Annotated in this window: 22 protein-coding genes; 12 read left to right on the top strand and 10 right to left on the bottom strand. The window is 64.8% G+C overall.

Translation table 11 applies throughout. From position 1 onward, the window contains the following. Nucleotides 1-19: 19 nt before the first annotated feature. From argF to CR105_RS12300, 4 genes are all read right to left on the bottom strand, one after another. On the bottom strand, nt 20-940 hold the full coding sequence (argF, locus tag CR105_RS12315) for an ornithine carbamoyltransferase (RefSeq protein ID WP_099788749.1): 921 nt from the start codon (nt 938-940) through the stop codon (nt 20-22). A gap of 125 nt (nt 941-1,065) precedes the next feature. Beyond that, nucleotides 1,066-1,965: a ribosome small subunit-dependent GTPase A gene (gene rsgA, locus CR105_RS12310; RefSeq protein ID WP_099788748.1), complete on the bottom strand. Its 900-nt coding sequence runs from the start codon at nt 1,963-1,965 to the stop codon at nt 1,066-1,068. After that, nucleotides 1,962-2,294, bottom strand: coding sequence for a 4a-hydroxytetrahydrobiopterin dehydratase (locus CR105_RS12305; RefSeq protein WP_099788747.1), 333 nt, complete (start codon nt 2,292-2,294; stop codon nt 1,962-1,964). Before CR105_RS12305 ends, rsgA begins: the two co-directional genes overlap by 4 nt. Further along, nucleotides 2,291-3,547 carry a M48 family metallopeptidase gene (locus CR105_RS12300; RefSeq protein ID WP_099788746.1) on the bottom strand — a complete coding sequence of 419 codons (1,257 nt, stop codon included), beginning with the start codon at nt 3,545-3,547 and terminating at the stop codon, nt 2,291-2,293. The genes CR105_RS12305 and CR105_RS12300 overlap by 4 nt, the downstream gene beginning before the upstream one ends. 47 nt (nt 3,548-3,594) lie before the next feature. Here CR105_RS12300 and orn point away from each other — a divergent pair, with 47 nt between their 5' ends. The 3 genes from orn to CR105_RS12290 all read left to right on the top strand — a co-directional run bounded on the left by orn (nt 3,595) and on the right by CR105_RS12290 (nt 5,179). Then, nucleotides 3,595-4,179, top strand: coding sequence for an oligoribonuclease (orn, locus tag CR105_RS12295; protein ID WP_180288177.1), 585 nt, complete (start codon nt 3,595-3,597; stop codon nt 4,177-4,179). Nucleotides 4,180-4,269: 90 nt separating this feature from the next. Next, on the top strand, nt 4,270-4,719 hold the full coding sequence (locus CR105_RS28325) for a hypothetical protein (protein ID WP_180288176.1): 450 nt from the start codon (nt 4,270-4,272) through the stop codon (nt 4,717-4,719). Nucleotides 4,720-4,741: 22 nt separating this feature from the next. Next, nucleotides 4,742-5,179, top strand: a complete 438-nt coding sequence (locus CR105_RS12290; protein WP_180288175.1) for a DUF1828 domain-containing protein — start codon at nt 4,742-4,744, stop codon at nt 5,177-5,179. 47 nt (nt 5,180-5,226) lie between these two features. Here the strand turns inward: CR105_RS12290 and CR105_RS12285 are convergent, their stop codons facing one another. Next, nucleotides 5,227-5,766 carry a DUF2231 domain-containing protein gene (locus CR105_RS12285; protein ID WP_099788744.1) on the bottom strand — a complete coding sequence of 180 codons (540 nt, stop codon included), beginning with the start codon at nt 5,764-5,766 and terminating at the stop codon, nt 5,227-5,229. A gap of 123 nt (nt 5,767-5,889) precedes the next feature. Here CR105_RS12285 and CR105_RS12280 point away from each other — a divergent pair, with 123 nt between their 5' ends. Together CR105_RS12280 and CR105_RS28320 are read left to right on the top strand one after the other, a co-directional pair. Then, entirely contained in the window at nt 5,890-6,600 is a 711-nt protein-coding gene (locus CR105_RS12280; protein WP_099788743.1) for an SGNH/GDSL hydrolase family protein, read from the top strand. Between the two features lie 109 nt (nt 6,601-6,709). After that, on the top strand, nt 6,710-6,880 hold the full coding sequence (locus tag CR105_RS28320) for a hypothetical protein (protein WP_180288174.1): 171 nt from the start codon (nt 6,710-6,712) through the stop codon (nt 6,878-6,880). A gap of 66 nt (nt 6,881-6,946) precedes the next feature. Here the strand turns inward: CR105_RS28320 and CR105_RS12270 are convergent, their stop codons facing one another. Then, nucleotides 6,947-7,903 (bottom strand): MBL fold metallo-hydrolase, encoded by a 957-nt coding sequence (locus tag CR105_RS12270; protein ID WP_099788741.1) that lies wholly within the window; start codon nt 7,901-7,903, stop codon nt 6,947-6,949. Nucleotides 7,904-8,091: 188 nt separating this feature from the next. Between CR105_RS12270 and CR105_RS12265 the strand changes: the two genes are divergently transcribed. Continuing rightward, nucleotides 8,092-9,291: an HPP family protein gene (locus CR105_RS12265; protein WP_099788740.1), complete on the top strand. Its 1,200-nt coding sequence runs from the start codon at nt 8,092-8,094 to the stop codon at nt 9,289-9,291. A 67-nt stretch (nt 9,292-9,358) separates the two neighbouring features. Here CR105_RS12265 and CR105_RS12260 read toward each other — a convergent pair whose 3' ends face one another. Then, a complete protein-coding gene (locus CR105_RS12260) occupies nt 9,359-10,873 on the bottom strand; it encodes a helicase HerA-like C-terminal domain-containing protein (protein WP_099788739.1) in 1,515 nt (504 codons plus the stop codon). Nucleotides 10,874-10,962: 89 nt separating this feature from the next. Then, nucleotides 10,963-11,658, bottom strand: a complete 696-nt coding sequence (locus tag CR105_RS12255) for a UPF0149 family protein (protein ID WP_099788738.1) — start codon at nt 11,656-11,658, stop codon at nt 10,963-10,965. 223 nt (nt 11,659-11,881) lie between these two features. On the opposite strand from CR105_RS12255, the gene CR105_RS12250 reads away from it, so the two are divergent. The 3 genes from CR105_RS12250 (at nt 11,882) to CR105_RS12240 (ending at nt 16,036) form a co-directional block, all read left to right on the top strand. Beyond that, a complete protein-coding gene (locus CR105_RS12250) occupies nt 11,882-12,892 on the top strand; it encodes a serine/threonine protein kinase (protein WP_099788737.1) in 1,011 nt (336 codons plus the stop codon). Between the two features lie 127 nt (nt 12,893-13,019). After that, entirely contained in the window at nt 13,020-15,269 is a 2,250-nt protein-coding gene (locus tag CR105_RS12245) for a coiled-coil domain-containing protein (RefSeq protein WP_099788736.1), read from the top strand. Between the two features lie 44 nt (nt 15,270-15,313). Then, nucleotides 15,314-16,036, top strand: a complete 723-nt coding sequence (locus CR105_RS12240) for a substrate-binding periplasmic protein (RefSeq protein WP_099788735.1) — start codon at nt 15,314-15,316, stop codon at nt 16,034-16,036. A gap of 26 nt (nt 16,037-16,062) precedes the next feature. Here the strand turns inward: CR105_RS12240 and CR105_RS12235 are convergent, their stop codons facing one another. Both CR105_RS12235 and CR105_RS12230 read right to left on the bottom strand, forming a co-directional pair. Beyond that, nucleotides 16,063-16,434, bottom strand: a complete 372-nt coding sequence (locus CR105_RS12235; protein ID WP_099788894.1) for a DUF8785 domain-containing protein — start codon at nt 16,432-16,434, stop codon at nt 16,063-16,065. Between the two features lie 67 nt (nt 16,435-16,501). Further along, nucleotides 16,502-17,572 (bottom strand): DUF475 domain-containing protein, encoded by a 1,071-nt coding sequence (locus CR105_RS12230; RefSeq protein ID WP_099788734.1) that lies wholly within the window; start codon nt 17,570-17,572, stop codon nt 16,502-16,504. 207 nt (nt 17,573-17,779) lie between these two features. Between CR105_RS12230 and CR105_RS12225 the strand changes: the two genes are divergently transcribed. From CR105_RS12225 to CR105_RS12215, 3 genes are all read left to right on the top strand, one after another. Beyond that, complete coding sequence (locus CR105_RS12225) at nt 17,780-18,199, top strand: divergent PAP2 family protein (protein WP_099788733.1); 420 nt, start codon at nt 17,780-17,782, stop codon at nt 18,197-18,199. A 191-nt stretch (nt 18,200-18,390) separates the two neighbouring features. Further along, on the top strand, nt 18,391-19,530 hold the full coding sequence (locus CR105_RS12220; protein WP_099788732.1) for an efflux RND transporter periplasmic adaptor subunit: 1,140 nt from the start codon (nt 18,391-18,393) through the stop codon (nt 19,528-19,530). A gap of 3 nt (nt 19,531-19,533) precedes the next feature. Further along, on the top strand, nt 19,534-22,788 hold the full coding sequence (locus CR105_RS12215; RefSeq protein ID WP_099788731.1) for an efflux RND transporter permease subunit: 3,255 nt from the start codon (nt 19,534-19,536) through the stop codon (nt 22,786-22,788). Nucleotides 22,789-22,928 lie beyond the last annotated feature (140 nt).

The following is a 22,928-nucleotide window of genomic DNA, read 5'->3' as shown; positions in this document are numbered from 1 at the left end:
TGTTGAATTCGGTTTGGCGCTAGGCGATTTCGCCCAGCAGCAGGTATTCGATCAGCGCCTTCTGCACGTGCAGGCGGTTTTCCGCCTCGTCCCAGACGACCGACTGCGGGCCATCGATGACGTCGGCGGCCACTTCCTCGCCGCGGTGCGCCGGCAGGCAGTGCATGAACAGGGCGTCGGCGCTGGCGCGCGCCATTTTCGGGGCGTCGACCATGAAGCCGTCGAAGGCCTTCAGGCGCTCGGCGTTTTCCTTCTCGTAGCCCATGCTGGTCCAGACGTCGGTGTTGACCAGGTGCGCGCCCTCGCAGGCGTCAAGCGGATTGTCGAAGAAGGTGTAGCGCGTTGTCGCAACCAGCGTTGGATCGATGTCGTAGCCTTTGGGGGTCGACACGTTCAGGTGGAAGCCGAAGATCTCGGCCGCCTGCAGCCACGAGTAGAGCATGTTGTTGGCGTCGCCGATCCAGGCGACCGTCTTGCCGGCGATCGAGCCGCGGTGTTCGACGAAGGTGAAGATATCGGCCAGCACCTGGCACGGGTGGTGTTCGTTGGTCAGGCCGTTGATCACCGGGACGCGCGAATTGGCGGCGAAGCGCTCGATGATCTCCTGGCCGAAGGTGCGCACCATGATGATGTCGCACATGCGGCTCATGACCTGGCCGGCGTCTTCGACCGGCTCGCCGCGGCCAAGCTGGCTGTCGCGCGTGTTGAGGTAGATGGCGGCGCCGCCCAGCTGGTGCATGCCGGCTTCGAAGGACAGGCGCGTGCGCGTCGAGTTCTTCTCGAACACCATCACCAGGGTGCGGTCGATCAGCGGGTGGTACACCTCGTAGTTCTTGAATTTGCGCTTGATGATCTTGGCGCGCTCGATGACGTACTCGAATTCGGCCAGCGTGAAGTCGGAGAACTGCAGGAAGTGCTTGATCGGTTTGGGCGTAGTCATACTGGCAACTTTGAGGCGGGTAGCTCTTAATTATAAGGCGTTTGCATGTTTACCGGGCAAGTCGAGCGAAGGCCGGCTTTTCCACCAGCCGAAGCACTGTCGGTCTTTAAGTCGGGGCGTGTTGTCTAATATAAGGTCTGCGCCGATTCGTGCAGCAGCTGGCCGTACAGCGTGTGCCGGAACCTGGCGATCTTGCCTTCGGCGACCGCGGTCAGCACTGCGCACTGCGGCTCGATCAGATGGCGGCAGTTGTAGAACTTGCAGCCACCGAGATAAGGTTTGAATTCGACAAAGGCGCGCTCCAGCATCCCTTCGGAGAGGTGGTACAGGCCGAATTCCTGGAAGCCGGGCGAATCGATGATCGAGGCGCCGCCGTCCAGCGCGTACAGGCGCGTGAAGGTGGTGGTGTGCTTGCCGGTGTCGAGCGCCGCCGAAATCTCGCGCACGGCGATGTCGGCGTCCGGCACCAGCAGGTTGATCAGCGACGACTTGCCCATGCCGGATTGGCCGATGAAGATCGACGACTCGCCCTCGAGCAGCGGCATCAAGGTCGCTACCGCGTGCTCCGGATTGGCGCGCGCCGACACCTCGTGCAGCGGGTAGCCGAGCGAGGTGTAGGCCAGCAGCCGCTCGCGCGCCTTCGGCAGCAGGTCGGCGACGTCGGTCTTGTTGAGGATCAGGTGCGCTTCGATGCCGGCCGCTTCGGCCGCCACCAGCGAGCGCGAAATCAGGTCGTCGGCGAATCCCGGTTCGGTGGCGACGACGATGAACAAGCGCGTCAGGTTCGCCGCCAGCAGCTTCGACTTGTACTGGTCGGAGCGGTACAGCAGCGTCTTGCGCTCGGCGATCGACTCGATCACGGCCTGGTCTTCCGACGTCATCTTCAGGTTGACGACGTCGCCGACCGCGATGTTGGTCTTTTTGCCGCGGGTGACGCACTGCAGCTTGCGCCCGTCGACGTCGGCCAGGTAATGGCGCCCGTGGGCGGCGATGACGGTGCCGGTCAAACCGGTAGCGCCGCTCATGCGCCGGCCCGCAGCGCGTAGATCGCGTTGGCCTTGGCCGCGCAGATGAAATCGTTCTGCGACAGGGCGCCGCCGGCGGAATGGGTGTGGTAGCTGACCACGCAGTTCTTGTACGTCACGCTCAAGAGCGGGTGGTGATCCTGCTGGTGCACCATCTCGGCGAGCGAATTGACGAACTTGATCGTCTCGTGATAATCGCGGAAGGCGAAATTACGGCGCAGGTAGCCGTCTTCGATGCTCCAGCCGGGGACGTCAGGCAGGGCGGCGTCGATCGCCGATTGGCCCAGCGCCGGGGCGCCTTCGATGCAGTGTTGGTCGAGCAGGGTCATTGGGCCGCCAGGTTCAGGTGCCGGATCCGCACGGTGGCGGGCGGATGGGAATCGTAGAACGCCGAGTGCAGCGGATCGGGCGTCAGGGTCGATGCGTTATCTTCGTACATCTTGACCAGCGCCGACACCAGGTCGCGCGCGTCGGTGTGGGTGGCGGCGAAGGCGTCGGCCTCGAATTCGTGCTTGCGCGAGGTGATCGAGGTCAGGGGCGAGAGCACGAAGGTAAACACCGGCAGCACCAGCATGAACAGGATCAGCGCCATGGCGTCGCTGGCGAACAGCGGGTCGACGCCGAGGCCCTGGTAGAACCAGGTCTGCGTCTTGAGGTAGCCGAGCAGCGCGAGAAAGCCGAGCGACACGGCGAACATGACGGCGATGCGCTTGACGATGTGCTTGAGCTTGAAGTGGCCCAGTTCGTGCGCCAGCACCGCTTCGATCTCCTGCGGCGCCAGGCGCGCCAGCAGCGTGTCGAAAAAGACGATGCGCTTGTTGGCGCCGAAGCCGGAGAAGTAGGCGTTGCCGTGCGCGCTGCGCTTGGAGCCGTCCATCACGAACAGGCCCTTGGAGGCGAAGCCGACGCGCTGCATCAGGCCTTCGATGCGGCTTTTCAGGCTGTCGTCGGCGAGCGGGGTGAACTTGTTAAACAGCGGCGCGATCACGGTCGGGAACAGCACCATCATCAACAGCTGGAAGCCGCTCCACACCAGCCAGGCGTACAGCCACCACAGCGCGCCGGTCTTTTCCATCAAGGTGAGAACGATCCAGATCAGCGGCAGGCCGATCGCCGCGCCGATCAGCACGCCCTTGGCCATGTCGGCCAGCCACAGCTTGATGGTCATCTTGTTAAAGCCAAAACGCTGTTCCAGCACGAACTGGCGATAGTAATCAAATGGCAAGTCGAGCAGGCCGGAGATGACGGCGAAGGCCACCAGCAGGCCGATCTGGTAGGTCATGCCGGGGCCGGTGATCGGCGCCAGCGTCACGGCCAGCCACTGCAGGCCGCCCATCAGCGTGAAGCCGATCAGCACGGCGCTGGAAAACAGCAGCGCGACGAGGCCGAGCTTGGTCTTGACGACGGTGTAGTCGGCCGCCTTCTGGTGAGCGGCGAGGGGGATGCTGGAAGCGAATTCGGCCGGCACCTGGGCGCGATGGGCGAGCACGTGGCGCACATGCCGGTTCGCCAACCAGAAGCGCAAAATCAAGGTCAAAAGGAAGAAACCGACAAACAAAACCGAAAACGCGAGTGAATACATTCTGTGCCTGTGAGAAAATGCAGGATTGATTAGGCCAAGAGAGAATTATGTCACAAGCGACCGAATTAGCCGTACCCGCCGGCGGCCACCGTCCCAACGAGATGAACCTGATCTGGGTCGACCTGGAAATGACGGGACTCGAGCCTGACACCGACCGCATCATCGAGATTGCGGTCGTCGTCACCGACATGAACCTCAACACCATTACCGAGGGCCCGGTGTTTGCGATCCACCAGTCCGAAGAGACGATGGACAAGATGGATGCATGGAACAAGGGCACCCACGGCCGCAGCGGCCTGATCGAGCGGGTGCGCAACTCGACCGTGACGGAAGAGCAGGCCGAGGCGGCGCTGATCGCCTTCCTGAGGCAGTTCGTCCCGGCCGGCAAGTCGCCGATGTGCGGCAATACGATCTGCCAGGACCGCCGCTTCATGGCGCGCACGATGCCGAAGCTGGAAGCGTTTTTCCACTACCGCAATCTTGACGTGTCGACTTTGAAAGAGCTGTGCCGCCGCTGGAAGCCCGAGCTGGTCGGCGGCTTCAAGAAGCACCAGAAGCACACGGCGCTGGCCGACATCATTGAATCGGTGGAAGAGCTGAAGTACTACCGCGAGCATTTCATCAAGCTGTAATTTCTGACGTCCATACGCGGTGCGGCAAACTGTCGCGCGCGTGGATGGGCATACTGCGGGATCTGGGTCGCCCAACAGGGCCGGCGCCAATTGAACTTCCCCCGTGGAATCACGCCGAAAATTTCCGAAGCAGAAGCACGTGCGCTGCTCAGTCGCCCTCTCCGTTGCGCGGGCGATTTCGCGTGGATATCGCAAAAGAGTGAACCGCCAGCCAGGATTCTCTCTGCAGGTATCGTCGACCATGCTGGCAGGCGAACGAATTTGGCCGTCAAGCTCATTTACACGCGCGGTGTCAGCAGGACCAGGTATCTGTTTTCTGTTTTTTTGCTAAACCGTTCCAGCACGGAGCGTGTGTATCAGCTCGAAGTGAGCCATACGCTGCGCAAGCAGAAAGACGCCCACGCCATGTCCCACGAACACATAGGTGATCGGCGCCAAAATGGGGCGGCGGTCTGGCAGCATTGGAGCTATGATGAAGTGTTGGCGTATTTTTGCGCACAAACCAACATCAGTTTTGCGCCACTACCTCCCTTTCCTTAGCGGATTATCCAGCGAGGCAATCATGGACTGCGAATCTCTCTCCAAGATCATCGGGTACTACTGCTATCCCGTTTCCGAAGACGGCAATATTGTGCTGATCGAGACGCCTTTTCGCTTCGAGGACGGTGATGATATCTTTGCATACGCAGAACTTTTCCCGCACTCGGTGCGTTTTTTCGATGATAGCGACGTTTACTGGCACTTTGCGGGGCTTGGTATTCGAATGGAAATTGACGAGAACAAAAAATTCGTCACGGATATCTCCGAAGCGCACGGACTCACCCGCACCGACTTGTGGGAAGTCGAGATAGTGGCGCGACCAGAACAGGTCGCAGCAGCATTTGCGCAGTACATGGCCGCCATGCTCGAATTCGTGAAGTGGGAAAAAGAGCGCGATGAAGCATTGGAGGCGTTGTATCGCGAAGAGCGCGGGCTCGTCGCCCCAGCTGCTGGAGCCTGACGTGGCGGACGGCTTCGACAAAAACGAACACCGGTTGCTGAAATGTGTCAATGCAGCTGCGGGCCGGCGCGCGGCACCAGTTGTTCCTCCTTGAGCATCGTCTTCTCGGTCCAGTCGCTGCCGGGCAATTGCGCGTCCATGGCATGCTCGACCGGACTGACGCCCTTGACGCGCATCCCTTGCTCGTAGACGAGCCGGCCGCCGAACCAGCCGGAAACGAGCACGCCGACGGCGGCAATGGCCGACAGCGCGAGCGAGCCGCCGGTGTGCGCAGGCCGGTCTTTGCGCATCGCGACATTTGCTGCCGTCAAGGCGAGCGCACCGCCGTTGAGGATCGCATGCATGTTGGCCGTGCGCTTGACGTCCGTGTCGGACTCGATCATCAGGTAGTCCATCGCGCCGGCGGTGGCGGCGGCAACGCCGCCAATAAGTCCTCCAACCAGGCTGAAGTAGGCGGCATTTGAATAGCTCGCCTTGCTCGTCGCGCCGTGCATCGCGTCGAGGATGAATCCGAACGGGATCAGTGCGGCCGGTGCGACGATCAGCATCGGGTGCAGTGGGTGGCCGGCAAAAGTTGATTTTGGCATCACAGGTCTCCTTGAGCATGCCCAGTGTTCGACTGCCGGCGGGCCAATCGGGTTCAGTGTAAGGCAGACGAACTGTCCGGAACTGCTGCTGCCGCTCAGTGTCCAATATTCTTGAGGATCGCCATGAACACTTCGAGGAGAACGTTTCTGCACCAGTCTGTTGCCCTTGCCGCCACCCCGAATCCGGCTGCCGCGGCCAGGCATGTCGTCCTGCTGGGCGATTCGATTTTCGACAATGGCGCTTACACCGGAGGCGAGCCGGACGTGATCGCCCATTTGCGGCGCCTGACGCCGCAAGGTTCGACCGCCACCTTGCTGGCGCGCGACGGCGCAACCACCGGCGGCATCCCCGCCCAGTTGGCGCGCCTGCCGCGCGACGCGACGCACCTGGTGCTCTCGGTTGGCGGCAACGACGCATTGCAACGGCAGGGCCTGTTGCAGGCGCCGGCCCGCTCGGTGGCCGAAGCGATCGAGATGCTGGCGGGAGCAGTCGGCGAGTTCGAGCCGGCCTACCGCAAGATCATCGACGCCTGCCTGGCGCAGCGCCTGCCGCTGGTGATCAGCACTATCTACAGCGGCAACTTCAGCGACGCGCGGTATGGCAAGCTTGCGCGCAATGCCGTGGCGCTGTTTAACGATGCCATCATCCGCACCGCGCTTGACTACAAGCTGAAGGCGATCGATCTGCGTGCTGTCTGCGCGCGGCCGGAAGACTATGCCAATCCGATTGAGCCGTCGAGCATAGGCGCGGCCAGGATCGCGCGTGCCATTGTCGCGGTCGTATCGGGATCGGCGGAAGGGAGGGGTGCGTTACTGTTCGGCGGCGTTACCTGATGCGTGGGCCCCCGGAAGCGCAACCTGCGATCGCGGCGGTAATGTGGTGTGGCGAACAGTCAATCAATTTCTCCAGGGGTAAGGTATGGTTTTACCCAAGGAGACTGCCATGACGAAAACCAAAACCGAACCAGGCGAGCAATTGCAGCGCGATGCTGAGCAGGCTCAGCTTGACGCCAACAAGAGCCAGCAGCAGGCGGAAGAGCAGGAACTTGTCGGACGTCAGCAAAATGATGGCCTCAAGCCGCATCAGGGCACGGGCGCTCCACGCGGCCAATAGCCAGAGTGCAGCTAACAACAAAGCCGGCGAGTAATTCAGCCGGCTTTTTTGTTTTGCGCTAACTGCTTAGCGCATCTGCGTGTAGTTCACCGGAATGAAGTCGTAGCCTTTCGCTTCCTTGACGATGTGGCCGATGCCGGGGAATTGCAGGTGTGCGGCGCCGACCAGGTAGCCGGCGCGCGCGGCTGCATCGAAGGCCTGGCGGCGCTCGGCGGCAGCGGTCTTCTGGTCGCTGTCGAACGCGATGGTCACCTGTGGCCGGTCGAACTGCACAGCTCCCACATGGATCAGGTCGCCGATCAGAACCAGCTTCTGTCCCTTGCTTTCCACCATGTACGTCGCATGGCCGGGCGTGTGCCCCTTGCCCGACAGCGAACTGATGCCTGGCACCAGTTCGACGTTGCCTTCAAAAGGCGAGAACTTGCCCGCCGTGACGTAGGGGTTGAGCGACGCCATCGCGCCCTTGAAGGCATCGGCTTGCTTTGGATTCTTGTCCATGTTGGCCGGGTTAAGCCAGAAGTCCGCTTCCTGCTTCTGCGCCCGCACGGTCGCGTTCGGGAACGTGCGCTGGCCGTTCGCTGCCAGGCCGCCGACGTGGTCGGAATGCATATGGGTAATGTAGATTTCGTCGATCTGTTCTGGCTGGTAGCCGGCCGCTTTCAAGTTGGCGACAAACTTGCCCAGGGTGGGGCCGAACAGGCCGGCCGCACCGGCGTCGACCAGCACGAGCTTGCTGCCAGTGTTGATCAGGAAGGTATTGACCGAGGTCTCCAGCGGCACTTTCAGGAACGACTTCGTCAGCGCCGCGGTGATGGCGGCCGGCTTTTCGCCCTGCAGCAGCTTGTCGACCGGCAGGTCGACGGTGCCGTCGTTGATTGCGGTCACTTCGAAGTCGCCCAGCATCATGCGGAAGTAGCCTGGCGCCGGCGTCTTGACCATCGGCGCGGCAGCGAATGCGGGGGCGGCGAACAGCGCGGCGGTGACGAGCGCGGCTAGCGCTGTTTGCTTCAATTGTCGGGTCATGTTTTTATCCTCTGGGGTTGGGCGGTCGGTCGACACACCTGCGGCGCGAACAAGGGGCGCCGGACCGGTGTTGTCATATCGTACATCAAGCCGCCCTTCGCTGCGCGGCGGCAGAAATGGGCGCTGCCGGATGCCCGCGGCAGGAATGTGAAATAATTGCAGGGTTGTAGGACCAGCGATCGGGAAGCATGGCGGGGTTGCAAACGAAGTGGCTGCAAAAATTACTGCCGGCGCCGACCAATGCGAGCGGGCGCGAGCAGCTGCGCGCCGGCGGTGGCGCCATCGTCGGCCTGACGCTGACGGCGTTCATGAGCTACTTCCTGCTGAAGGGACACAGCGGCATGGCGTTCCTGATCGCGCCGATGGGCGCCTCGTCGGTGCTGCTGTTCGCGGTGCCGGCCAGTCCGCTGTCGCAGCCGTGGTCTGTAATCGGCGGCAACATGGTGTCCGCGCTGGTTGGCGTCGCCTGCGCGCAGGGGATCGATAACGTGTTGCTGGCCGCGCCGCTGGCCGGCGGGCTCGCCATTCTCGCCATGTTCCTGCTGCGCTGCCTGCATCCGCCCGGCGGCGCAGTCGCATTGACGGCCGTGTTGGCCGGCCCGGCTGTGCAGGCGGCCGGCCATGAATTCGCCTTCATCCAGGTCGGCCTGAATACCGCGCTGCTGGTGTGTGCCGCGCTGGTCTACAACAACCTGACCGGGCGGCGCTATCCGCACACCCAGCATTCGATCCTGCAGCAGGTGCACGACACCGACGACCCGGTCGCGACCGAGCGGGTCGGCTTCACCCATGCCGACCTCGACGCGGCGCTGAAAAGCTACGGCCAGGTCCTCGACATCAGCCGCGACGATCTCGAAGACATCATCCTGGCGACCGAGATGAAGGCGTACGAGCGGCGTTTCGGCATCATCACCTGCGGCGAAATCATGTCGAAAGACATCGTGTCGGTCGAGTTTGCGACCGAGCTGAAAGCGGCATGGCAGCTGATGCGGCGCCACCGGCTGCACGCCTTGCCGGTGCTGAGCAGGGCGCGCCGGGTGATCGGCATCGTGGTGCAAAGCGACTTCCTCAATCACAGCGAGCAGGGCGATTCGGTGTCGTTTGCCGAGCGATTGCGTCGCTTCCTGATGAACAGCCCGGACACGCATTCGGACAAGCCGGAGGTGGTCGGCCAGATCATGACGGCGAAGGTGGTGACGGCCAGGGCGGAGACCCCCATCGTCGAGCTGGTGCCGCTGATGTCGAATGCGGGACTGCACCATATTCCCATCGTCGACGACGAGAACCGGTTCGTCGGCATGGTCAGCCAGTCAGATTTGCTGGCGTCGCTCTATCAGGGCAGGCTGAGGGTGGAAGGGGCGGCCCCGGCTGTTGCTGTCGCTGTCTGAACCTGGTTTTCCGGCCGCAACACAAGCACGGTCAGACCCCATGCAAGCAACATCGGGGTCTGACCCCTTAGCGTTTTTTCAGGATCGAGCCGAGCACGCCGCGGATGATTTCGCGACCCACCGATGAGCCGATGCTGCGCGCCGCCGATTTGAGCATCGCCTGCGCCGGCGATTCGCGCTTGCCGTTGCCGCCGAACAGGCCGCCGAGCATGCCGCCGAACGAATTGTCGGCCGCTTCGGGCTGCTTGCCGGCCGGCGCCGGTTTTGCCGGTTCCGCCTGCTGCTGCGCGGCGGCCACGCGCGCGGCGATGATTTCGTGCGCCGACTCGCGGTCGACCGCGCGCTCGTAGACGCCGGCGACGACGGACTTGGCGATCGCGGCCTTGCGGGTGGCGGGGTCGAGCGGGCCGATGCGCGACGCCGGCGGCAGGATGAAGGCGCGCTCGACGATGTTCGGCCGGCCCTTTTCGTCGAGGAAGGAGACCAGCGCTTCGCCGACGCCCAGCTCGGTGATGACCTGGGCGGTATCGAGTGCCGGGTTAGGGCGGAACGTGTCGGACGCCGCCTTGACCGCCTTCTGGTCGCGCGGCGTGTAGGCGCGCAGCGCGTGCTGCACGCGGTTGCCGAGCTGGCCGAGGACGGTGTCGGGAATGTCGAGCGGGTTCTGGGTGACGAAGAACACGCCGACGCCTTTCGAGCGGATCAGGCGCACCACCTGCTCGATCTTTTCGAGCAGCGGCTTGGGCGCATCGTTGAACAGCAGGTGCGCCTCGTCGAAGAAGAAGACCAGCTTCGGCTTGTCGAGGTCGCCAACTTCGGGCAGTTGCTCGAACAGCTCCGAGAGCAGCCACAGCAAAAAAACCGCGTACAGCCGCGGCGAGTGCATCAGCTTGTCGGCGGCCAGGATGTTGATCACGCCCTTGCCGGCGGCATCGGTCTGCAGCAGGTCGTCGATATTGAGCATCGGCTCGCCGAAGAACTGGTCGCCGCCTTGTTCCTCGATGGCGATCAGGCCGCGCTGGATGGCGCCGATGCTGGCCGCCGAAATGTTGCCGTAGCTGGTGCGGTAGTCGGCGGCATTGTCGCCCACTTGCTGCAGCATCGCGCGCAAGTCCTTGGTGTCGAGCAGCAGCCAGCCGTTGTCGTCGGCAATCTTGAAGACCAGCTGCAACACGCCTTCCTGGGTGTCGTTCAGGTTCAGCATGCGCGCCAGCAGCAGCGGGCCGAGGTCGGAGATGGTGGCGCGCACCGGGTGGCCCTGCTCGCCGAACACGTCCCAGAAGGTGACCGGGCAGGCGGCCCACTGCGGCGGCGCCATGCCGAGCATCGTGAGCCGCTCGTCCATCTTGGGCGAGGGCGCGCCGGCCTGCGCCAGGCCCGACAGGTCGCCCTTGACGTCGGCCATGAACACCGGCACGCCGATGCCGGACAAGGCCTCGGCAATCACCTGCAAGGTCACCGTCTTGCCGGTGCCGGTGGCGCCGGTGATGCAGCCGTGGCGGTTGACCAGGTTCGACAGCAGGCCCTGCAGGGCGGGCGGTTGCGTGGCGATGCTGGTGGCGACGGGCAGTAAGGTGGACATGGTGGCGGCCTCATGGAAGGTGGTACAGCGATTGACTCGTCGAGCGTAAAACGACGCCGGCCGCTCGAAAGCGGCCGGCGGTGACTGCTCTATTCCGCCTTGTCGGCGCCGCAGCACTTCTTGTATTTCTTGCCGCTGCCGCAAGGGCAGTCGTCGTTGCGGCCGACCTTCGGCTCATCGCGCTTGATGGTTTGCACCGCGGACTTGCGCAGCGGCAGCCAGAACTTGTAGATCGACGGCAAGTTCGCCTCGATCTCGAGCGCCAGCTTGTGGCCCTTGACCGGATCGTCGACTTCTTTCAGTTCCTCTTCCTCGATCTCGTCGGCGCCGAGCAGGTAGATCGGGCGCATCAGTGGGGCCAGGTCGGATTCCCAGATCGGATTCCACGATCCCGGGCGCAGCTCCATGCCTTCCCAGAAGCCCCAGCACCAGGCTTCGGCGTCGATCAGCGTCTCTTCGCCGTGCTCATGTTCGCAAAACAGCGGTTCGAATTCCTTCGGCGCCACTTCGAACGTGACGGCCACTTCATTCATGAAGCGCATGATCAGTTCGAAGATGCGCTCGGCTTCTTTCGGATTCTTCCATTTCGGTTCGCTGTTGGCGTCTTCGCCCCACACTTTGGGCAGCCATTCGCTCGGCATGATGGTTTCCGGGCCGATCGCGATGGCCGTCAGGAAGCCGTGCAGCGTATCCATCGTCATGGCGTCGTCGGAACTGCGGTCGGACAACAGGAACTGGTCGAGTTCGTTGAATTCTTTTTCTGACAGGGGCTGATCGTATTGCATGGGGTGCTCTTTCTTGGAATGAAGGCGCTAGTTTAACGCCTGCGCGCCCGAAACCCGGTGCCTGCTGCAATTTAAATGGCCGCGACCGAATAAAATTGGGGTCTGACCCCGATTGTTGAAAAGCGACGCGTGGCAAGTTTCGCGGGGCCTGAGCGCGACCTCGACAGCACCAAAACAATTGGGGTCAGACCCGTTTTTTCTACGGTGGCCTTACAATGGACCTATGAATATTCTTACCACCGACGCGGACGAGCCCGCGGAACATCCCTTCTCCGCGCTCGAGCCATCCTGCGTCCTCGATGCGCTCGACTCGGTCGGCCTGTTCGGCGACGGACGCCTGCTGGCGCTCAACAGCTACGAGAACCGCGTCTACCAGGTCGGCCGCGAAGAGGGCGGCCCGGTCGTCGTCAAGTTCTACCGGCCCGACCGCTGGAGCGACGCCGCCATCCTCGAGGAACACGCGTTCGTCGCCGAGCTGGTCGAGCGCGAGATTCCGGTAGTGGCCGCGATGACGCTGGAAGGGCGCACGTTGCATGCATTTGCGGGCTTTAAGTTCGCGGTATTTCCCAGCCGGGGCGGCCGCGCGCCGGAGCTGGACGACCCCAAGGCGCTCGAATGGATCGGCCGCTTCATCGGCCGCATCCACGCCGTCGGCGCGCTGGCGCCGTTTCACGAGCGGCCGGCGCTGACGGTCGATACGTTCGGCCGCGCGCCACGCGCTTACCTGCTGGCGAACGGCTTCATTCCGCCGGAACTGCTGCCGGCGTGGACCAGCGTGGTCGACCAGGCCCTCGAAGGCGTGGCGCGCTGCTATGAACGGGCAGGCGAGCAACCGGTCCTGCGGCTGCACGGAGATTGCCATGCCGGCAACGTGCTGTGGACCGACGCCGGCCCGCACTTCGTCGACTTCGACGACAGCCGCACCGGTCCGGCCGTCCAGGACCTGTGGATGCTGATGTCGGGCGAGCGAGCCGACATGGTGCGCCAGATGGGCGACATCCTGGCCGGCTACGAGGATTTCGCCGATTTCGACCCGCGCCAGCTGTACCTGGTCGAGGCGCTGCGCACCTTGCGCCTGCTGCACTATTCGGCCTGGCTGGCGATGCGCTGGGACGACCCGGCCTTTCCGGTCGCCTTTCCATGGTTTAACACGCAACGTTACTGGCAAGACAGAATTCTCGAGCTGCGCGAACAGGTTGCGCTGATGGACGAGCCGCCGCTCTGGCCGGCCTAGCCATAAAGCGGGGAAATGAGGCGCTTTCCCCCGTCTGCTTGGTGCGCCGTCCAAACCATTGCTGACCGATAATCGACGAGATGACTTCCGCTTTGGAAGGCGCCCCTTCAGCTTAGCGAGAACGACCATGCAATCAGTACCGGCCCAGCACGACGACGCACATGTGAGCATTGACCTGCCGGCGGCAGAGGCAGCGCCCGCGGCCGAGGCGCCTGGCCGCGCCAAGTCGGAAATGCGGGCGATTCACGAGGCGATCGCGCGTGTCGAGGCCGAAGCGAAGGCGTCGTGCGCGGCCGAGAGCCGGGCCCACGCTGAAGCGCGCGCGCGCAGCCTGGCCGAGGAGCGCGCCGCGATGGATGCCGCCGCCGCCGCCGCCGCGCTGGAACACGCGCAGGCGTCGGAAGACGCGATCGAAGCGAACCGCGACCGCCTCGATTCGCTGCGCGCCGCCGCCCAGGCCAGCATGGAGCGCCTGCAAGCGGTGCGCCAGGAGACGGCCGAACTGCGCGCTCGCGTCGAGGCCGACACCAAGATCAAGCTGGCCGCCGAAGCGCGCGCCAGGTCCGAAGAAGAAGCGCGCCGCCGCGCCGCCGAACAGATCGAAGCCGAAGCGCAGATGGCCGAACGCGCCGCGCGCGCCGTCGAAGACCTCGAAGTGCACACCGAGCAGGCGCGCCTGCAGGCGGTCGAACGGGTCGCCGCGGTGCACGCGGCCAAGGAAGAAGTGCTGCACATCGCCACCGCCGATGCCCGCGTGGCGACCCTGGCGCGCGAACGCGAGCGCCAGGCCAAGGGCGCGCGCCAGACCGCCGAACTGCTGGCCGAAGCCGAAGCCGAAGCGCTCGAGCTGACAGTGCAGCGCGAAAAAGCCGACCAGGTGGCGCTGGCGTCGGCCTTTGCGCGCGCGGTCGCCGAAGCACGGGCGCTGGAAGAAGCGCGCGCGCTGGCCCACATCGAGCAGGAGCGCGAGGCCATCGCCATCGCCCAGGCCGAGTCGGAGCGGGTCGCGGCCAAGTCGATCCATCTGCGCCTGCAGACCGAAAAAGAACTGCGCGATGCCGCGATTCACCGTGCGCGCGTCGAGAAGATGGCCGCCGCCGGCGCCGAAGCGCGGCGCGAAGCGGAAGGGCGCATCATGGCCGCCACCGAGGCGCGCATCGAAGTGGACCGCCAGTTGCGCGAAGTGGCGCTGGCGCGCGCGCTGGCCGAAGAAGAAGCCGGCGACGAAGTGCGCGCCAGGATGGCGGCCGAAGCGCTCGCCATCGAAGCGGCGCGCGAACGCGCCATCGCCGAAAAGGCCGCCGCCGCCGCCGCCGAACTCGACGCGCACGAGCAGCAGCGCGCCGGCATGCTGGCCGGCGAGCGCGCCGCCTTGTCCGAGCAGGCCGCCGCGCTGGCCGCCGCCGCCAACGCCGCCGCCGCCGCCGAACTGGCCGCCGTCGCCGAGCAGGTCGCCCAGCAGGCCGAATGTGCCGCACTGGCCGGCCGCAGGGCCGAGCAGGAACAGGCGCTCGCCGATGCCGAGCGTGCCCGCGCCGACGCCGAGCAGCAGGCATTGCTGGCCTTGCAGGACAAGCTGGCCGCCGAACAGGAACTCGGCGCCGCCGCGCAGGCGCGCGCCGAGGCGCAGTCGGCGCAGGCAGCGCTGCTGCGCCAGAAGGTCGATAGCGAGCGCCGCGCCGAACAGGCGCAGCTGGCGCAAATCGACGCCACCCGCGCGCTCGCCGAGCAGGCCGAACGCGATAGCGAAGAGCAGGCCGTCGCCGCCGCTGCCGTCACCGCGCAGCTCAAGGCGGCCGCCGAACAGGCCGACGTCCAGGCCGCGCGCCGCGCCGCCGAACAGCAGCAGCTGGCGCTGGCCGAAGAAGCGCTGGCCGCCGAACACGCCGCGCTGGCGCTGGCCGAACAGCTGGTCGAGGCACAGCGCGGCAGCGCCGCGGTGCAGGCGCAGGAGAGCGCGGCGATCGCGGCGCGCATCGAATCCGAGCATGCGGGGGCCGCCGCCGTGCAGGCGCGCCTGGCAGCCGAACAGGAAAAAGCCGATGTCGCCCATCAGATCGAGATGGCCGAGGAAGCGGCCGCGCAGGCCGTGACGGACAAGCTCGAAGCGCAGCGCCTGCTGCTCGACAGCGCCCAGGCGCACGCCGCCATGCAGCGCAAGGTGGCGATGACGACGCAGGCGATGGCCGAAGCCAGGCAGCAACTGCTGGCGCTGGAGACCGAACGCCACGCCGCCGAACGGCGCGCGCTGGCCGCCACCAGCGAGGCCGCCGCGCAGCGCTCGTCCGAAGCGATTCAGCGCACGTCGTCCGAAACCATCACGCGCGAAGTCATCGGCCGCCTGCTGACCCAACCGTCGTCGCTGCCGCTGAAGTAAAATGGCGGCCGGGTCAGCCCCCTCCGTCCACGCTCCAAGGTCTCATGTCTTTTTACTTTCGAACCGCACTGTGCCTCGCGCTGCTGCTGCCGCTGTCGCTTCCCGCGGCCGAGCTCGTCATCCTGGTCGATACCGCCACCGAAATGCCGATGGCGCGTTTTCGCAACTATCAGCTGGTCGAGGGCCTGCACAAGCATGTCGGCGAGGCATTGGCCGGCGCGCTCGGGCGCCAGCCGCGCTTCCTGGCGTTGCCGCGCAAGCGCATCGTCGGCGCCCTCAACAGCGGCAAGGCCGACGTGCTGTGCGGCTACATTCCCGAGTGGCTCGACGGCACCTTTCCGTGGAGCCAGCCGTTCGTGCCGCTGGTCGAAGTGGTCATCACCAGCCGCGCCTTCCCGCGCCCGCGCTCGCTGGCGGACCTGCGCGGCGAGCCGATCGGCACGGTGTTCGGCTATACGTATCCGGATCTCGAGCGCGCTCTCGGCAGCGCCTTTGTCCGCGCCGACGGCCCCAGCACCGACCTGAACCTGCGCAAGCTGGGCCTCGGGCGGCTGCACCACATGGTCACCAGCAAGCACCTGATCGATTACCGGATGAAGCTGGCCGATCCGCCGCTGGCGCTGCATCCGCCGCTGGTGGTGAAGCACTACATGACCGGCTGCGCGCTGTCGCCCAACGGCGCCGTCTCGCCGGCCCAGATGGAGCGCGCCGTGGCCCAGCTGCAGCGCGACGGCACCATCACCGCCATCATGGCGCGTTACCAGTAACTATCGCTGGCAACTACTGCCGGCATCTACTGCTGCAGCGTGACTTTCTCGATGAAGTATTCGGTCTCGCCGAAGCAGGCGCTCGGCACGCCCTTGTGCTGCGAGTAGGTCAGGTTGACGCGCTTGCCCATCGCCGCCATCAGCTGCTTGGCGACGAGGTCGTCGCGCACCGAAAACTCGAAGCGTTCGGGGATCGCGCCGGGCATGCTGGTGAGCAGGATTTCGCCTTCCCAGGTCTTGCAGATCCAGCCCTTGCGGGAAAACTTTTGCAGGTAGCCGGCGCGTTCGCCTTCCGCGTACGACACTTGCAGCGTGATCCAGGCGTAGGCGGCGAAGATGGCTACCGCGGCGGCAAGCACCGCCAGCAGGATGAGGGGCAGGCGTTTCGGACGGGTCATGGTCAAGTTCTCGTGGTCGATGTAAGGGCGCGCCCATTCTGCCATGATAGTGGCAATAGTCAAAACATTAAGGACAGGCGCGCTCCGCCTCGTCGCCGGCTTCCGCCTCTTGGCGCGCCAGCCGCTTCCTGTGGCGCACGGACGACCACAACGACACGGCAATGAAGGCGACGCCGGACAGGCCGGTGAACCACTCGGGAATGTGATACTTCACGCTGGCAAACATGATCAGCGCCAGGATGCCGATCGCGTAGTGGGCGCCGTGCTCGAGAAAGACAAATTCGTCCAGCGTGCCGCGGTACACCATATAGACGGTCAGCGAGCGCACGAACATCGCGCCGATGGCCAGCCCGAGCATGATGATGACGACGTCGTTGGTGATGGCAAAGGCGCCGATCACGCCGTCGAAGCTGAACGAGGCGTCCAGCACCTCGAGGTACAGAAAGCCGCCGATCGAGCCCTGCGAGACGGCCTTGCCGAGCGCGGCGTCGCCTTCCTTTTCTTCCAGCAAGCCGCTGATCCAGTCGACGCCGATGTACACCAGCACCCCGACGGTGCCGGAAATGATGACGGCGAGCTTGCGCGCCTCCGGCACCAGCGTCATGCAGTAATACACCGCGAGCAGTGTCAGCAGCACGGCCAGGCCGTCGGTGCCGTACTGGCCGACCTTGCGCTCGATCCAGCCGAGCCAGTGCAGTTCCTTGTCGTCGCTGAACAGGAAGTTGAGGAACACCAGCAGCAGGAAGGCGCCGCCGAAGGCCGACACTTCGGCGTGGTGTTCGACCAGGTGGCGCGAATATTCGTCCGGCGTGTTGATCGCCATGTTCCACACATCGACCAAGCCCAGGCCGGTGGCGGCGGCGACGATCACCAGCGGGAACACCAGCCGCATGCCGAATACCGCCACCAGGATGCCGACGGTGAGAAACAGCTTGCGCCAGAACTCGTTCCAGTGGCGCAGCACCGTGGCGTTGACCACCGCGTTGTCGAACGACAGCGACACTTCGAGGATGCCGAGCACGCCGGCAATCCACAGTGCCTGCAGCATGGCGCCGGTGCCGCCGCGCGAATAACCCCACCAGCCGGCCACCCCCATGAGGATGACGGTGACCGCGATCGACAGCGTGAAATGGCGCATGCTGACCCTTTGATTGGTTGAAATGCCACAGTGGGATGAGTTTAACGCGACTTCGCCCGACCGAGGCGCTTTCGAGGTCGCCGCGGCGGCACGCTTCTGCGATAATTCTCATCGGCATTTCCAATGGCCTGTCAGCAGGGCCGGCAAACCGCCACGGACCTGAAAACCGTCGTTCTACGTTTAACTTTGCAGCACTGGGATCACACGATGGACATCGCTTACCTTGTCACCCCCATCACCACCTGGCTGGTGGTGGGCCCGATCAAGTTCCTGATCACCAGCGTGCGCCAGCGCCGGCTCGCCTTCGACCTGGTCGGCAACGGCGGCTTTCCGAGCAACCACAGCGCGGTCGTCACCAGCATGGCGACCCTGATCGCGCTGCGCGAAGGGATCGACCACCCGGCGTTCGGCGTTGCCGTCACGCTCGCCTTCATCGTCATGGTCGACGCCAACAGCCTGCGCCAGCACGTCGGCCGCCAGGCCGCGGCGATCAACCGGCTGGCCGCCGGCGCGGCGCCAAAGCCGCTGCGCGAGCGGATGGGCCACACGCTCGTCGAGATCGGCGGCGGCATCTGCACCGGTATCGCCGTCGGTTTCGCCATCAACGCGCTGGCCGCTGCCCTGTAACCGGCGCCGAACTTACTGCATTTCATCAGCCAGAAATGCAGTTCGTCGCCTCCAAACGCATTTCATCCCTACAAACCTGCAGGCCGAATCGCGCCGATTGACGGCTCTATACGGCTCAAGGATACTGTGCCGCTGATGATACGGCGTGCCGCTGTTACGTGTTAAAAAATTAATATTTCCGGAGAAATACAATGCTGCGTAAAACCATGCTCGTTCTCGCTATCGCCGCGGCGCTAGTTGCCTGCAGTAAGGGAGCGAAGGACGCCAAGCCTGGCGCCGACGCCAAGGCGGTCCAGTTGCAGATCTCTCCGGAAGACTTGTTGACGGTGCAGAGCAATGCGCTGGCGTCCGGGCCGGTCATCACCGGCTCGGTGCAGCCGGAGCGCAAGGCCGACCTGCGCGCCGAGGTATCGGCCGTGGTGCTGCAAGTGCTGAAGGAAAACGGCGAACCGGTCAAGCGCGGCGACGTGCTGGTCAAGCTCGACGAAACGGCGATCCGCGACAGCCTCGGTTCGGCCGAGCAGGCCGCGCGCGCGTCGAGCCAGGCGTTCGAGCAGGCCGAGCGCCAGGTCGAGCGCCTCAAGACGCTGCGCGCCTCCGGCATGACGTCGCTGCAGGCGCTCGACGAAGCCGAAACGCGGCGCAATAATGCCCAGAGCGAAGTGGCGGCCGCGCGCACCCGCGCCGTGCTGGCGCGCCAGCAGCTGCAGCGCACCCTGGTGCGCGCGCCGTTCGACGGCGTGGTGGCCGACCGCAAGGTATCGGCCGGCGACACCGCCGCCATCGGCAAGGAACTGGTCAAGGTGCTCGACCCGACCAGCATGCGCTTCGAAGGGCGCGTCTCGGCCGACCGCATCAGCGCCGTCAAGGTCGGCCAGCCGGTCAGCTTCCGCATCAACGGCTACGCCGGCCAGGAATTCCGCGGCGTCGTCAAGCGCATCGACCCGATCGCCAACGAAGTGACGCGCCAGGTCGAAGTGCTGGTCGGCTTTGCCCCCGGCGCCCAGCCGAAGGTGGCCGGCCTGTACGGCGAAGGGCGCATCGAAGCCGACAGCGTCGCCGCGCTGATGCTGCCGGAAGGAGCGTTGACGCGCGCCGGCGACAAGGCCTATGCCTGGCGCATGAAGGACAAGACCTTGTCGAAGGTCGATCTGGTGATCGGCACGCGCGACCCGCGCACCGGCAACTATGAAGTGCGCCAGGGCCTGGCCGCCGGCGACACTGTCATGCGCAACCCGAGTTCGAGCTACAAGGATGGCCAGAAGGTCGAGATGGCCCCGGCCCGCGTGGCCGCAGCGCCCGCCGCCAGCGCCGCCGTGCAGGGGAAATAAGCCATGTTCCTCTCCGACTTCAGCGTCCGCAAACCGGTCGCGACGATTGTCCTGATTCTCGCCATCATGGCCCTGGGCCTGATGGCCCTGACGAAACTGCGCGTCAACCAGGAGCCCGACGTCGAGGCGCCGATGCTGTTTGTCAGCATTCCGTATCCGGGCGCTTCGCCCGACACGGTCGAACGCGAAATCGTCAACCGCATCGAAAAATCGCTCGGGGCCATCGCCGGCGTCGAGAAGATCGACAGCTTCATGAACGAGGGCAGCGCCGGCATCCAGATCGAGTTCGCCTTCAAGAAGAACCTGATCGAAGCGTCCGACGAAGTGCGCAACGTCATCAGCAGCGTGCGCTACAAGCTGCCGACCGAAATGCGCGAGCCGATCATCACGCGCTGGGATTCGTCGGCGCAGCCGATCATGAACATGGCGCTGTCGTCGAGCAGCCTGACCCATGCTGAACTGTCGCGCCTGGCCGAAGACACGCTGGCCGACCGCTTCCGCGCCATCGATGGCGTGTCCAACGTCAACGTCGGCGGCGCCTTGCGGCGCGAGCTGTCGGTGCTGCTGCGCGCGGAAAAACTGCGCGAGTACAACGTCTCGGTCGGCGATGTCGTCACCGCGCTGCGCACCCAGAACACCAATGCGCCGGTCGGCAAGGTGCGCGGCGCGCTCGACGAAAAGAGCATCCGCTTGGTCGGGCGCATCGAGTCGCCCGAGGAATTCCAGCAGATCGTCGTCAAGCGCCGCGGCGAAGAAGTCGTCCGCCTGGCGCAAGTGGCCCAGATCAAGGACGATTTCGCCGAAATCAGCAGCTTCTCGATCCGCAGCGGCAAGCCGAACGTCAGTATCCAGGTGGCACGCTCGCGCGACGCCTCGACCGTGTCGGTGGCCAAGGACGTGCGCGAACTGGTCAAGAATCTCGAGAAGGAAATGCCAAAAGGCACTAAGCTCGAAGTGACCCGCGACGGCGGCGACAACGCCCAGAAGAGTCTGAACAACGTCATCGAGTCGCTGGTGCTCGGCGCCGTGCTGACCATTTTCGTCGTGTACGCCTTCCTCAACTCGTGGCGCTCGACGTTGATCACCGCGCTGTCGCTGCCGACCTCGGTCATCGCCGCCTTCATCGCCGTCTGGCTGTGCGGCTTCACGTTGAACTTCATGACCTTGCTCGGCCTGTCGCTGGCGATCGGCGTGCTGATCGACGACGCCATCGTGGTGCGGGAAAACATCGTGCGCCACATGCAGATGGGCTCGGACCGCCGCACCGCCGCGCTCGAAGGGACCGCCGAAATCGGCATGGCGGTGGCCGCCACGACGTTCTCGATCATCGCCGTGTTCATCCCGGTTGCCTTCATGCCGGGCATGCCGGGCGAGTGGTTCCGTCCGTTCGCGCTGACGGTGACGTGCTCGGTGCTGGTCAGTCTCGGCATTTCATTTACGCTCGACCCGATGCTGTCGGCCTACTGGGGCGACCCGGCCGACCACCACACGGCGCCGAAGACGGGCCTGTCGCGCGTGCTGCAACGCTTTAACGACTGGTTCGACCACCAGGCCGGCCGCTACGGCAACGTGATTGCCTGGGCGCTGCACCACCGCATCTGGATGGCGATCATCGCCGGCGGCACGCTGGTGGCCGCCATCGTGCTGCAGGTCACCGTCGGCGGCTTCGGCTTCATGCCGGCGTCCGACTCGGGCATGCTGATGATCGACGTGCGCACGCCGTCGTCGTCGTCGATCGAATACGGCCGCCTGAAGATGGAGAAGGTCGCCGAGATCGCCCGTACCTTGCCGGAAACGAAGGACACCAACAGCAACATCAGTGCCAGCGGCGGCCGCGTGTATGTCGACATCGACAAGCGCGCCACCCGCAGCCGCAGCGCCAAGGAAATCGCCGCCGACCTGCGCGAGCGGATCCGCCCGGTGGTCGGCGCCGAATTCGTCGTCATCGACGACCTCAACGGTGGCGCGCGCAAGCCGGTGCAGATCGACTTCACCGGTCCCGATTCGCGCAAGCTGCTTGAAATTACCAACGCCTACATGGAGAAGTTGCGCCAGGTGCCGGGCGCGGTCGACGTCGGCCTGTCGGAGCAGGATCCGAAGAACGAGTTGCAGATCGAACTCAATCGCGGCCTGGCCAACTCGATGGGCATTTCCGTCAACGACGCCGCGCAGGCGTTGCGGGTGGCGTTTGCCGGCGTCGAAGTGGGCGACTGGGTCGACCCGACCGGCGAAACGCGCGACGTTGCCGTGCGCCTGCACCCCGACGACCGCGTCAGCGCCGAGAACATCGAGCGCCTGCCGATTGCCGTCACCGGCACCACGCAGATGGTCCCGCTCGACCAGATCGCCACCGTGACGATGGGCAAGGGCCCATCGCGCATCCAGCACACCGACGGCATGCGCACCATTTCGGTGTCGGCCAACGCGCAGGGCCGTTCGACCGGCGAAGTGACCAGCGACGCGATGAAGCTGGCCAAGTCGTTCGACTACCCGCCAGGTTACGGCCTGAAGCTGGGCGGCGCCGGCAAGAACCAGCAGGAATTGTTTACCGGCATGATCATCGCGCTGCTGTCGGGCATCGGCCTGATGTACCTGATCCTGGTGATGCAGTTCAGCTCGTTTACCGCGCCGCTGGCGGTGATGATGTCGCTGCCGCTGTCGCTGATCGGCGTGGTGGTGGCGCTGTTGATCACCAGCAGCACCATCAATCTGATGAGCCTGATCGGCATCATCATGCTGATGGGCCTGGTGGCCAAGAACGCGATTTTGCTGCTCGACGCGGCGCGCAAGCGCGAGGCCGAAGGCTACGGGCGCGAAGACGCGCTGATGGAAGCGGGCCGCATGCGCTTGCGTCCGATCCTGATGACGACCTTTGCGCTGATCGCCGGCATGTTCCCGGTCGCACTGGGCCTCGGCGAAGGCGGCGAGTTCTACCGGCCGCTGGCGATCGCCATCATCGGCGGCACCATCACGTCGACCATCCTGACCCTGCTGGTCGTGCCGACCTTCTACGACAGCATCGAGATCTCGCGCGACCGCATGGTGGCCAAGTTCAAGCGCCGTGCCGCGCGCATTAACCCGCTGCTCGCCTTCTTCCAGACCTTGGTCGAAGCGATCCTGACGCTGTTGTTCGTGCGCCTGATCTACCGCGGCATCATGTGGTTGTTCCGCAAGATGACCGGCCGCGGCGCGCGTCCGCTGGTGGCGCCGCTCGTGACCCCGGTCATCACACCCGTGGTTGCCCTCGACAAGCATTGAGCGCTACCGATGCCGGCAGTCCCGCCGGCATCGCACAGATGGAATGCTTGCTTGGAGCATTGCAGCAAACAAGGCCCGCTTGATGCGGGCCTTTGGCACGCGGCCTCGCTGTTGCGCCGCCGGTTAGCGCGACGGTGGCG

The organism is Massilia eurypsychrophila (genome assembly GCF_002760655.1).
Lineage (GTDB): Bacteria > Pseudomonadota > Gammaproteobacteria > Burkholderiales > Burkholderiaceae_D > JAFCUW01.
The sequence above is the reverse complement of the archived record's forward strand: the minus strand, read 5'-3'. Positions and strand labels throughout refer to the sequence as shown.

Coding starts and splice junctions, on each gene's coding strand:
- argF (WP_099788749.1), bottom strand. CDS start 940: ATGACTACGCCCAAACCGATCAAGCACTTCCTGCAGTTCTCCGACTTC.
- rsgA (WP_099788748.1), bottom strand. CDS start 1,965: ATGAGCGGCGCTACCGGTTTGACCGGCACCGTCATCGCCGCCCACGGG.
- CR105_RS12305 (WP_099788747.1), bottom strand. CDS start 2,294: ATGACCCTGCTCGACCAACACTGCATCGAAGGCGCCCCGGCGCTGGGC.
- CR105_RS12300 (WP_099788746.1), bottom strand. CDS start 3,547: ATGTATTCACTCGCGTTTTCGGTTTTGTTTGTCGGTTTCTTCCTTTTG.
- orn (WP_180288177.1), top strand. CDS start 3,595: ATGTCACAAGCGACCGAATTAGCCGTACCCGCCGGCGGCCACCGTCCC.
- CR105_RS12290 (WP_180288175.1), top strand. CDS start 4,742: ATGGACTGCGAATCTCTCTCCAAGATCATCGGGTACTACTGCTATCCC.
- CR105_RS12285 (WP_099788744.1), bottom strand. CDS start 5,766: ATGCCAAAATCAACTTTTGCCGGCCACCCACTGCACCCGATGCTGATC.
- CR105_RS12280 (WP_099788743.1), top strand. CDS start 5,890: ATGAACACTTCGAGGAGAACGTTTCTGCACCAGTCTGTTGCCCTTGCC.
- CR105_RS28320 (WP_180288174.1), top strand. CDS start 6,710: ATGACGAAAACCAAAACCGAACCAGGCGAGCAATTGCAGCGCGATGCT.
- CR105_RS12270 (WP_099788741.1), bottom strand. CDS start 7,903: ATGACCCGACAATTGAAGCAAACAGCGCTAGCCGCGCTCGTCACCGCC.
- CR105_RS12265 (WP_099788740.1), top strand. CDS start 8,092: ATGGCGGGGTTGCAAACGAAGTGGCTGCAAAAATTACTGCCGGCGCCG.
- CR105_RS12260 (WP_099788739.1), bottom strand. CDS start 10,873: ATGTCCACCTTACTGCCCGTCGCCACCAGCATCGCCACGCAACCGCCC.
- CR105_RS12255 (WP_099788738.1), bottom strand. CDS start 11,658: ATGCAATACGATCAGCCCCTGTCAGAAAAAGAATTCAACGAACTCGAC.
- CR105_RS12250 (WP_099788737.1), top strand. CDS start 11,882: ATGAATATTCTTACCACCGACGCGGACGAGCCCGCGGAACATCCCTTC.
- CR105_RS12245 (WP_099788736.1), top strand. CDS start 13,020: ATGCAATCAGTACCGGCCCAGCACGACGACGCACATGTGAGCATTGAC.
- CR105_RS12240 (WP_099788735.1), top strand. CDS start 15,314: ATGTCTTTTTACTTTCGAACCGCACTGTGCCTCGCGCTGCTGCTGCCG.
- CR105_RS12235 (WP_099788894.1), bottom strand. CDS start 16,434: ATGACCCGTCCGAAACGCCTGCCCCTCATCCTGCTGGCGGTGCTTGCC.
- CR105_RS12230 (WP_099788734.1), bottom strand. CDS start 17,572: ATGCGCCATTTCACGCTGTCGATCGCGGTCACCGTCATCCTCATGGGG.
- CR105_RS12225 (WP_099788733.1), top strand. CDS start 17,780: ATGGACATCGCTTACCTTGTCACCCCCATCACCACCTGGCTGGTGGTG.
- CR105_RS12220 (WP_099788732.1), top strand. CDS start 18,391: ATGCTGCGTAAAACCATGCTCGTTCTCGCTATCGCCGCGGCGCTAGTT.
- CR105_RS12215 (WP_099788731.1), top strand. CDS start 19,534: ATGTTCCTCTCCGACTTCAGCGTCCGCAAACCGGTCGCGACGATTGTC.